Origin of the sequence: Acetobacter farinalis (genome assembly GCF_011516935.1) — a bacterium.
GTDB lineage: Bacteria > Pseudomonadota > Alphaproteobacteria > Acetobacterales > Acetobacteraceae > Acetobacter > Acetobacter farinalis.
The window spans coordinates 1-7,673 of record NZ_WOTF01000035.1 but is presented as its reverse complement, the minus strand read 5'-3'; the positions used below and the strand labels follow the sequence as shown (position 1 = coordinate 7,673).

The window sequence follows — 7,673 nt, the reverse complement described above, 5'->3', positions numbered from 1 at the left end:
AACCTTGTGGGATGCCGCCGGATCAGTCCTGGATGCTTTCACTCCTGACGAATGCGCCAACTTCTTTACAGCCGCTGGATATGAGCCGGAATAAAGTGGACGTGCTCTAGGTAAATGTGGCTCGCATCTTCATGAATGGCGGCATGCAAAACTGTTTTGACTGCCATGGCGAAAATATCTGGCCTGTTCAGATCAAACATGCCTGAAAGGCGGAAATCCGCCAGCCTGAAAGAAGGAACAAGTTGTTTCTGATTGTAGCGATTGAAAATATCAGCAGCTTCTGAGATTGTTTCTGTATCCAGAGAAACCTGTCCTTTTGTCCATGCGGTCAAACGGGAGAGGGTTTCGGGATCAAGATAACTGAAATGTAATTTCCCCTGTGGAGTCAGCGTAATTTCCTCTCCAGACGAGAGAGTCTTGTGTTCAGAAAGACCATATCCTTTCACCCATGCCGTCCCTGACGTGACGATCCCACTTTCGTAATTTGCCCCCCTGGAAAGCAGAAGAGAGCCGTTCAGCACAAACTTGAGAGTAGTTGTGTTTATAACTCTCTCTGTACCGCTTACAAAAGCACGACCGAAAATGATTCTGGTGCTGTCCGAGCGTTCTTCTGCCTGACTGTAGCAATCCAGAATGAGCTGCTTCTCCTTTGTTTTCGGGCAAAGAAGAATGTTTTTCGAGGTTGCGTACCGGGTGCTGGCTTCCCCGGTTTTTCCAGGAACAAAAAGAGCGCAGAGAGAGGCTGCAACGGCTGAAGACACAAAGGCGCGGCGGTTGGGCTGCCGTGTTGAATACGGGAGCGCACGTGTCGGCGTATAAAAGGCTTTGGCTCTGTCTGCTGCCTGCCATATCGCCTGAGAGCGTAAAAATGCTCCTTTGTGACGGATATCTGCCTGAAGCCAGTCCTGTAACGCGTGCTGTTCCTGTTCTGTCAGGGGGCGTCTGTCCAGGCGTGCCACCCAGTGTGCGGCAACATCATCAGGAGAGTCTTCTGTTGCCACGTATCAGCCCTACTGTTCTTTTCGTATATTCTTTTTCACGCTGCCCATAAAATTTTGAAATCAGAACAAGCGCGCGTGCCAATTGCTTTTCTACACTATTTTCAGAAATTCCAAGCTGTTCAGCACAATGCTTTTGTGCACAGCCATTGATTTTACGACAAATAAATACATTCCGACAAGAGATCGGAAGCTGTTGGACAATTTTTTCCAAAAAGCGCAACTCTGCCCGGGAATCTGCAATCTCTTCAACAGAGGGCGTCTGATCAATCAGCGCATCATTCTGAAGGTCCGCAATCGCCATCACACTGACAATCTGTGCCCTTTTATAGTGCCTTAAAACGATATTACGGCATATCGTATGGAAATAGCCAATTGGATTTGAAATCTGGCTGATATCAGCTTCAGAGAGTGCAACATAGCCTTCCTGGATGATGTCATCGACCTCCAGATTTGGAAAGCGTGCCAGCCATGAGCGGACCAGATGCTCGTTGGGCACGATATGTTCTGCCAGCCAACGGCTGCGTTCCTTGTCCTCCATCCCTACCCTGCTCCGCCCCGATGCTGGCGTTGTGTAACAGGTCCCCATGGTTTGTTTGTGAATATTTTATGAAAAATAGCGATATTTAAAGTATCTTTAAGTCATGCACACCTCAAGACGGAACAACAGAACCGTTCAAAGACGGATAGCCCGAAGCCTGTCTGCCCATCGAGCAAGACACTCTTTGAGCAGGAGAGAACGAAGAGCGCTGCTCTCCTCATCCGGCAGTTGCTCAACAACCTCAAACGTAAATGTTTCACCTCCATGAGCCCCCCAGGCCTCCTGAAGCGAGCGATGCGGGTTTGTTCCCAACCGGAGGGTAAACCACAGTCGGTTCTGAATGGTTGAAAGGTCAGGCGCGCCTCCAACCCAGATCTGCCCGGAAGCACTGCACCGCACGATATAAACGCCACCTCTCACTTTTCTTTCTTTATAGGCCGCCACAGCGGCCCTCCGTTCTTCACTCTTCATGTGCTCTGCCCTTCTGGTGTTCAGATTTCATCTTGCATTGGGGCATTGCTTACAATATTACCCGGGTTAATAGATAGAGGAATTTTTTAATGCCGGGTAAAACAGCGAGTCCAAACTTTCTTTCCACACCTTGCACCGCATTTTCCGGCAACCGGCGCATCGCCAAAGGCGAACTGGTCGAGGTGGCTCTTGCGATAAAGGCTGCGGAAACAGAGGAACCCGTTCTGACGTTCAATGACATGAATGGAGCCGTGATTGATCTTGATCTGCGTGGCACCACAGCCGAGATCATCACCCGTTTGACGAAAGAGGGTGAACGGCGAACGCTGGCAGCAGCCCCGCACACAGAGGAAGGCCCTGAGTCAACACGCCCCCGGGGGCGACCGAGGCTGGGAGTTGTCGCACGTGAGGTGACGCTTCTGCCGCGCCATTGGGAGTGGCTTGCAGCGCAACCGGGTGGGGCCTCTCAGGCATTGCGCCGCCTCGTGGAGAAGGCACGGCATGCCGACAACGGACAAACCGAAACCAAAGCCGCACGTGAGCGCACATATCGCTTTTTATCGGCATTGGCGGGGGATTTGCCCGGGTTTGAAAACGTAATCCGCGCATTATTTGCCGGGGAAGAAGATGTTTTTGCACACCGCATGGAGACATGGCCGGAAGACATAAAAGCCCACGCTCAGGAACTCCTGCACCCGTCCTTCCAGCAATAACGTAGCCACGCGGGCCGAAACCGGTTCGCCCCTGCCCTTCTATAGTGCGGTGCGGGGTATATGAGGTTCTAGCAAGGCGCGAAGAGGCATGCCCGTTTTGCAGAAAAACAATCCGACTGAATGTTTCATGACCGACGGCCTTGCAACTCGCCCGGCACGCAAAGAACTATGATCATCACTCATTGTGACGCAGCCTCACTGATCAGACGATCAGCCCGGCGACCGAACCAGAGACTGATGCGCCGCAATGCCCGCAAGCACACCCGAGGCCGATGCAATGGTCGCGTTATGCAGCGGGGTGGTTGCGTCTCCTGCTGCGTAAACACCGGGGATTGATGTCAGCCCCCAGGCATCGACCTTGATGAACGGTCCTGTTGGTCCCTCTTCCAGAGCACAACCGAGACTTTCGGCAAGGCCACTCGTGGGGCGCGTCCGGGGGGCGATAAAGACCGCGGCCATGTCGATCCTCCGTCCGTCCGCCAATTCTACCGCACGCAATTCCGGAGCATCACCAAGCAGCGCCACAACCGGCGTTCGCTCGATCGTAACGCCACGCCTATCGAACAGCGCCGCTTCCTCCGGTGTTGGTTCGTAAAGACCTTGGGTAAAATAGGTGGTTGGCCCCCAATCAGGGATCAGCACCGCCTGATGTGCAGATAGCGGGCTACTGGCGATAATCCCCAGAGGCCGATCACGCACCTCATACCCATGGCAATAGGGGCAATGAAGGACCGTGTTGCCCCTGCGCTCCCACATACCGGGAATATCGGGCAGCGTGTCGGTAACACCGGTGGCCAACACCAGCCTCTTTGCATGATGGTTGGCCCCGTTCGCCATGCGAACAACGAACTGATCGCCTGCTCGGGCGGCGTGCTGCGCTTCACCATGCAGACGTTCTACTGTCGGATAGTTGAGTAACTGGCTCGTTGCCTCACGTATGATCTCATGAGGTGCCTTGCCATCCTGCCCCAGAAAACCATGAGAGGCCTCCGCGAACCGGTTGCGAGGCACCCCTGCGTCGATCAGCAGCACATTTTGCCGCGCACGTGCCAATTGCATGGCGGCTGACTGCCCGGCGAAGCTTCCGCCGATCACGATTACATCCGGCATTTTTCTCTCCTGCCTGCGCCAACGACTCATCACGCAACTTACAATGTTACATATGCGCGCACGACGCTACTTTTGCAACTCCTGATGTGACATGATAGGCAAAGCCTCAAAATTGAGGACACAATGCACCTGGATGGCCGTCTATCGAGAATGCTTCACCTTCTGCTCCACATGGCGCATGCGGAAGGGCCGATCACATCGGGTGAGGCAGCGGAAATGCTCAACACCAACCCCGTTGTGGTTCGAAGAACAATGGCCGGCCTCCGTGATGCCGGACTTGTCCGCTCGGAGAAGGGGCATGCAGGTGGTTGGACTCTTATCAGGCCGCTCGACAGCATGACGATGATGGACGTTTACGAGGCTGTCGGGAAACCGCGCATCTTCGCAATCGGCCTGGCGGACCCTGCACCGGAATGCCTGGTCGAACAGGCGGTAAACGCATCAATGACAGGCGCGCTGCACGCTGCGGAGGCCATGCTGATCGCCCATTTGAGAGAAGTCACGCTCGCCGAAATCGCCAGAGATTTTGAAAAACGAGCAGCATCTCATGTCGCGAAGCCGTAAAAGAGCAGATTTCTGCTACCATTTTACGTATCAACGTTCGCACTTTCTCGCATTAGCCCGAAGCCACACTTTCAAATCTGTCAGCAGAGATGTGGCTGAAACCAGCCAAACGGGATGACGCAGCTTATTACATCACCCTACAGCCTTCATCGCCTCGCAGGCTTCTTCAACCCGACAGCCTGCTAAACCTGACTTATTCTTTCGAAAAAATACCTGATATGATCGTCAATAAAGCTGGAGATAAAATAATAACTATGGTCGTAACCGGGCCGAAGATTCAGAATCAGATCGTGACCTGTTTCTTGCGCCACCACCTTCAGCAATTCAGGTTTGAGTTGGTCTTCCAGAAATTCATCAGCAAGCCCCTGATCGATCAGGATCGGCAGATGCTCTTGAGCATTCCTGAGAAGCTCCAGAGGATCATAGGCCGCCCACGCAGCACGATCAGGGCCAAGATAGGCGCTGAAGGCTTTCTCACCCCACGGAACCTGTGTCGGGGCCACGATGGGTGAGAATGCTGAAACAGAGCAGTATCTGCCCGGATTGCGCAGCGCGATCATCAATGCGCCGAACCCACCCATCGAATGCCCGCTGATCCCACGCACGGGCATGACCGGAAAATTGTCTTCAACCAGCGCGGGCAGTTCCGTCACGATGTACTCATACATCCGGTAATGTCCGGCCCAAGGCTCCTGCGTCGCATTGACGTAGAAGCCTGCGCCCTGCCCAAGATCATACGTCTCACTATCCGCCACGCCCTCACCGCGCGGGCTGGTATCAGGAGCCACAATGGCAATCCCCAGCTCTGCGGCAACCCGCTGGGCACCAGCCTTGGTAATGAAATTCTGCTCCGTGCAGGTCAGACCGGAAAGCCAGTACAGCACAGGAACCTTCTGCTGCTTTGCCTGCGGCGGCAGGTAGATGGCAAAGTTCGCCTCTCCCCCCAGCGACACGGATGTGTGCCGCCAGACCTCCTGTGTGCCCCCGAAAGAGGCGTGTGCTTCCTTACGCTGCATGGCTTCTGCTCCCCTTGCCCGATGTTAGTTCCCATCCGTGAAGGTATAAGTGCACACCTTGTTGCCAGCCGGGTCCCGCAGATAGGCCGCATAGGCGCCCGGCAGGTGGCTGCGCGGACCGGGTGCCCCTTCATCCGTGCCACCATTGGCAAGGCCCGCGGCATGGAAAGCATCAACCTCAGCCGGAGAGGCGGCGGCAAAGCCTATCGTCACACCGTTGCTTGTGGGGGGCGCACCGTTTCCGGGGCGCGCAATAATGAAAGCAGGTTTCTCCCGACCATATAAAACCCATCCGTCTCCAAATGACCCGAGATTCCTGATCCCCAGAGCGCCAAGTGCCGCATCATAAAATTTGGCGGAAGCTGCCGTGTCCACCGCGCCGAGGAAGACATGGGAAAAAACACCATCACCGGAAATAACTGCCATGACCGTTCTCCTTTAAATTTTTCTATCGTCAGAAATGAAACGTCACGTCATGCACCACTGGACTCAGTAATGAATGACCGAGCGAATGGATTTGCCTTCATGCATCAGATCGAAAGCGGTGTTGATATCCTCGAGCGGCATGGTGTGGGTTACAAACGGCGCAAGCTGGATGTCACCCCGCATTGCATCTTCCACCATGCCGGGAAGCTGCGTACGCCCTTTAACGCCACCAAATGCTGTCCCGCGCCATGAACGCCCTGTGACAAGCTGGAAAGGTCGGGTGGAAATTTCCTGCCCGGCACCCGCCACACCAATCACAATGGACTGCCCCCAGCCACGATGCGCGGCTTCCAGCGCCGCACGCATGACATTCACATTCCCGATACATTCGAATGTGTGGTCTATGCCCCAGCCTGTTTCTTCCACCAGTACCTGCTGGATTGGCTTTTCATAATCCTTGGGGTTGAGAAAATCCGTAGCTCCGAAGGCCTTCGCGAGTTCGAATTTTTCAGGATTGGTATCAATCGCGAAGATGCGGCCAGCCTTCGCCTGCCGTGCTCCCTGAATGACCGCAAGCCCGATACCACCAAGCCCGAAAACAGCCACCGTATCACCCGGCTGCACCTTGGCGGTGTTATGCACAGCACCAATACCGGTTGTTACCCCGCAGCCGAGCAGACAGACATGTTCAGGGTTGGCCGCCGGGTTGATCTTGGCAAGAGAGACCTCGGCAACAACAGTGAATTCACTGAACGTCGAGCAGCCCATGTAATGATAGATCGGCTGCCCCTTATAGGAAAAACGCGTTGTACCATCAGGCATGACGCCCTTACCTTGTGTGGCACGAACAGAGATGCAGAGATTGGTCTTGCCGGACTTGCAGAACAGGCATTCTCCACATTCCGCCGTGTAGAGAGGAATAACATGGTCGCCCGGCTTGACGCTGGTCACACCTTCCCCAACCTCAACCACAACTCCGGCACCCTCATGGCCGAGCACAGCCGGAAAAAGCCCTTCCGGATCATCACCTGAGAGCGTGAATGCATCCGTATGACAGACGCCGGTATGCGTGATTTTTACAAGCACCTCTCCCGCCCGAGGCGGTTCCACATCGATCTCGACGATTTCAAGAGGTTTCCCTGCCTCAAAGGCCACAGCAGCACGTGATTTCATGATGTTTTCTCCGCTTCTGACACTGTCAGCACAATCTATTGAGTTGAAATCAGCGAAAATAGGACCGGACGAGCGCGATAACCTTTTCGATGGAGTCTTTGGCTTCTTCGCGCCCATTGGAACATTCCAGGAATTCCTCGCGCAGATGGCTTTCCAGAACGCCCGCCATCAGCCCGTTGATAGCCCCACGAACCGCAGCAATCTGCTGCAGCACGGGGCCGCAGTCCGCACCTTGCTCCAAGGCATGCTCAAGCGCATCAAGCTGCCCCCTTACGCGACGAACCCGTGCAAGCACGCGCTTCTTTTCTTCCGGTGTATGCGGCACGTGAAGCGTGACTCCATAAGGCTAACCTAGATACTGGTCTGGAGTATCCTTTCATACTCCCATCCAGTATACAAGAAAAATCAGAACAGGATCGTATCATTCAATCCACCACAGGCTGATCCATTCTGATGGTCCCATTTTCAAGCCGCTCCATGCATCGCATTGCCACGTGCGGCACCGCACCGCGCGCCTTCTCCCATCTCAGGTGGATTTCCGGGCTGGGACGGTAATCCCCCCATAAAAAGAGTGGCTTTTGAATGAGAATTTTCTCAGCGTGAGGATGAGGAGATTTTGATGAAGAGTGATCGCTTTACTGATGCCCAGATTATGGGCGTG

The 7,673-nt window shown here is 54.4% G+C and carries 9 protein-coding genes; 2 read left to right on the top strand and 7 right to left on the bottom strand.

Going from position 1 to position 7,673, the window contains the following annotated elements; translation table 11 throughout:
* Positions 1 to 65: 65 nt before the first annotated feature.
* Positions 66 to 1,001, bottom strand: a complete 936-nt coding sequence (locus GOB82_RS12685) for a DUF4880 domain-containing protein (protein WP_166123645.1) — start codon at positions 999 to 1,001, stop codon at positions 66 to 68.
* The gene (locus GOB82_RS12680; protein WP_166123643.1) at positions 979 to 1,539 is read right to left on the bottom strand and encodes an RNA polymerase sigma factor; all 561 of its coding nucleotides are present in this window, start codon (positions 1,537 to 1,539) and stop codon (positions 979 to 981) included. The genes GOB82_RS12685 and GOB82_RS12680 overlap by 23 nt, the downstream gene beginning before the upstream one ends.
* 560 nt (positions 1,540 to 2,099) lie before the next feature.
* On the opposite strand from GOB82_RS12680, the gene GOB82_RS12675 reads away from it, so the two are divergent.
* Entirely contained in the window at positions 2,100 to 2,723 is a 624-nt protein-coding gene (locus GOB82_RS12675; protein ID WP_166123641.1) for a DUF2239 family protein, read from the top strand.
* A 210-nt stretch (positions 2,724 to 2,933) separates the two neighbouring features.
* Here GOB82_RS12675 and GOB82_RS12670 read toward each other — a convergent pair whose 3' ends face one another.
* Positions 2,934 to 3,833: an NAD(P)/FAD-dependent oxidoreductase gene (locus tag GOB82_RS12670; RefSeq protein ID WP_166123639.1), complete on the bottom strand. Its 900-nt coding sequence runs from the start codon at positions 3,831 to 3,833 to the stop codon at positions 2,934 to 2,936.
* 150 nt (positions 3,834 to 3,983) lie between these two features.
* Here GOB82_RS12670 and GOB82_RS12665 point away from each other — a divergent pair, with 150 nt between their 5' ends.
* A complete protein-coding gene (locus GOB82_RS12665) occupies positions 3,984 to 4,397 on the top strand; it encodes an RrF2 family transcriptional regulator (protein WP_338078197.1) in 414 nt (137 codons plus the stop codon).
* 182 nt (positions 4,398 to 4,579) lie between these two features.
* On the opposite strand, the gene fghA is transcribed toward GOB82_RS12665, so the two are convergent.
* The 4 genes from fghA to frmR form a co-directional block, all read right to left on the bottom strand.
* Positions 4,580 to 5,413 (bottom strand): S-formylglutathione hydrolase, encoded by an 834-nt coding sequence (fghA, locus tag GOB82_RS12660; RefSeq protein ID WP_166123635.1) that lies wholly within the window; start codon positions 5,411 to 5,413, stop codon positions 4,580 to 4,582.
* Between the two features lie 24 nt (positions 5,414 to 5,437).
* Positions 5,438 to 5,839, bottom strand: a complete 402-nt coding sequence (locus GOB82_RS12655; protein ID WP_166123633.1) for a VOC family protein — start codon at positions 5,837 to 5,839, stop codon at positions 5,438 to 5,440.
* A 63-nt stretch (positions 5,840 to 5,902) separates the two neighbouring features.
* The gene (locus GOB82_RS12650) at positions 5,903 to 7,012 is read right to left on the bottom strand and encodes an S-(hydroxymethyl)glutathione dehydrogenase/class III alcohol dehydrogenase (RefSeq protein WP_166123631.1); all 1,110 of its coding nucleotides are present in this window, start codon (positions 7,010 to 7,012) and stop codon (positions 5,903 to 5,905) included.
* A 49-nt stretch (positions 7,013 to 7,061) separates the two neighbouring features.
* On the bottom strand, positions 7,062 to 7,337 hold the full coding sequence (gene frmR, locus GOB82_RS12645) for a formaldehyde-responsive transcriptional repressor FrmR (RefSeq protein ID WP_166123629.1): 276 nt from the start codon (positions 7,335 to 7,337) through the stop codon (positions 7,062 to 7,064).
* Positions 7,338 to 7,673 lie beyond the last annotated feature (336 nt).

What these genes read in the sequence shown, in the direction of transcription:
- GOB82_RS12650 (WP_166123631.1), bottom strand. Translation starts at nt 7,012, where the DNA reads ATGAAATCACGTGCTGCTGTGGCCTTTGAGGCAGGGAAACCTCTTGAA.
- GOB82_RS12680 (WP_166123643.1), bottom strand. Translation starts at nt 1,539, where the DNA reads ATGGAGGACAAGGAACGCAGCCGTTGGCTGGCAGAACATATCGTGCCC.
- GOB82_RS12675 (WP_166123641.1), top strand. Translation starts at nt 2,100, where the DNA reads ATGCCGGGTAAAACAGCGAGTCCAAACTTTCTTTCCACACCTTGCACC.
- GOB82_RS12655 (WP_166123633.1), bottom strand. Translation starts at nt 5,839, where the DNA reads ATGGCAGTTATTTCCGGTGATGGTGTTTTTTCCCATGTCTTCCTCGGC.
- GOB82_RS12665 (WP_338078197.1), top strand. Translation starts at nt 3,984, where the DNA reads ATGCTTCACCTTCTGCTCCACATGGCGCATGCGGAAGGGCCGATCACA.
- fghA (WP_166123635.1), bottom strand. Translation starts at nt 5,413, where the DNA reads ATGCAGCGTAAGGAAGCACACGCCTCTTTCGGGGGCACACAGGAGGTC.
- GOB82_RS12670 (WP_166123639.1), bottom strand. Translation starts at nt 3,833, where the DNA reads ATGCCGGATGTAATCGTGATCGGCGGAAGCTTCGCCGGGCAGTCAGCC.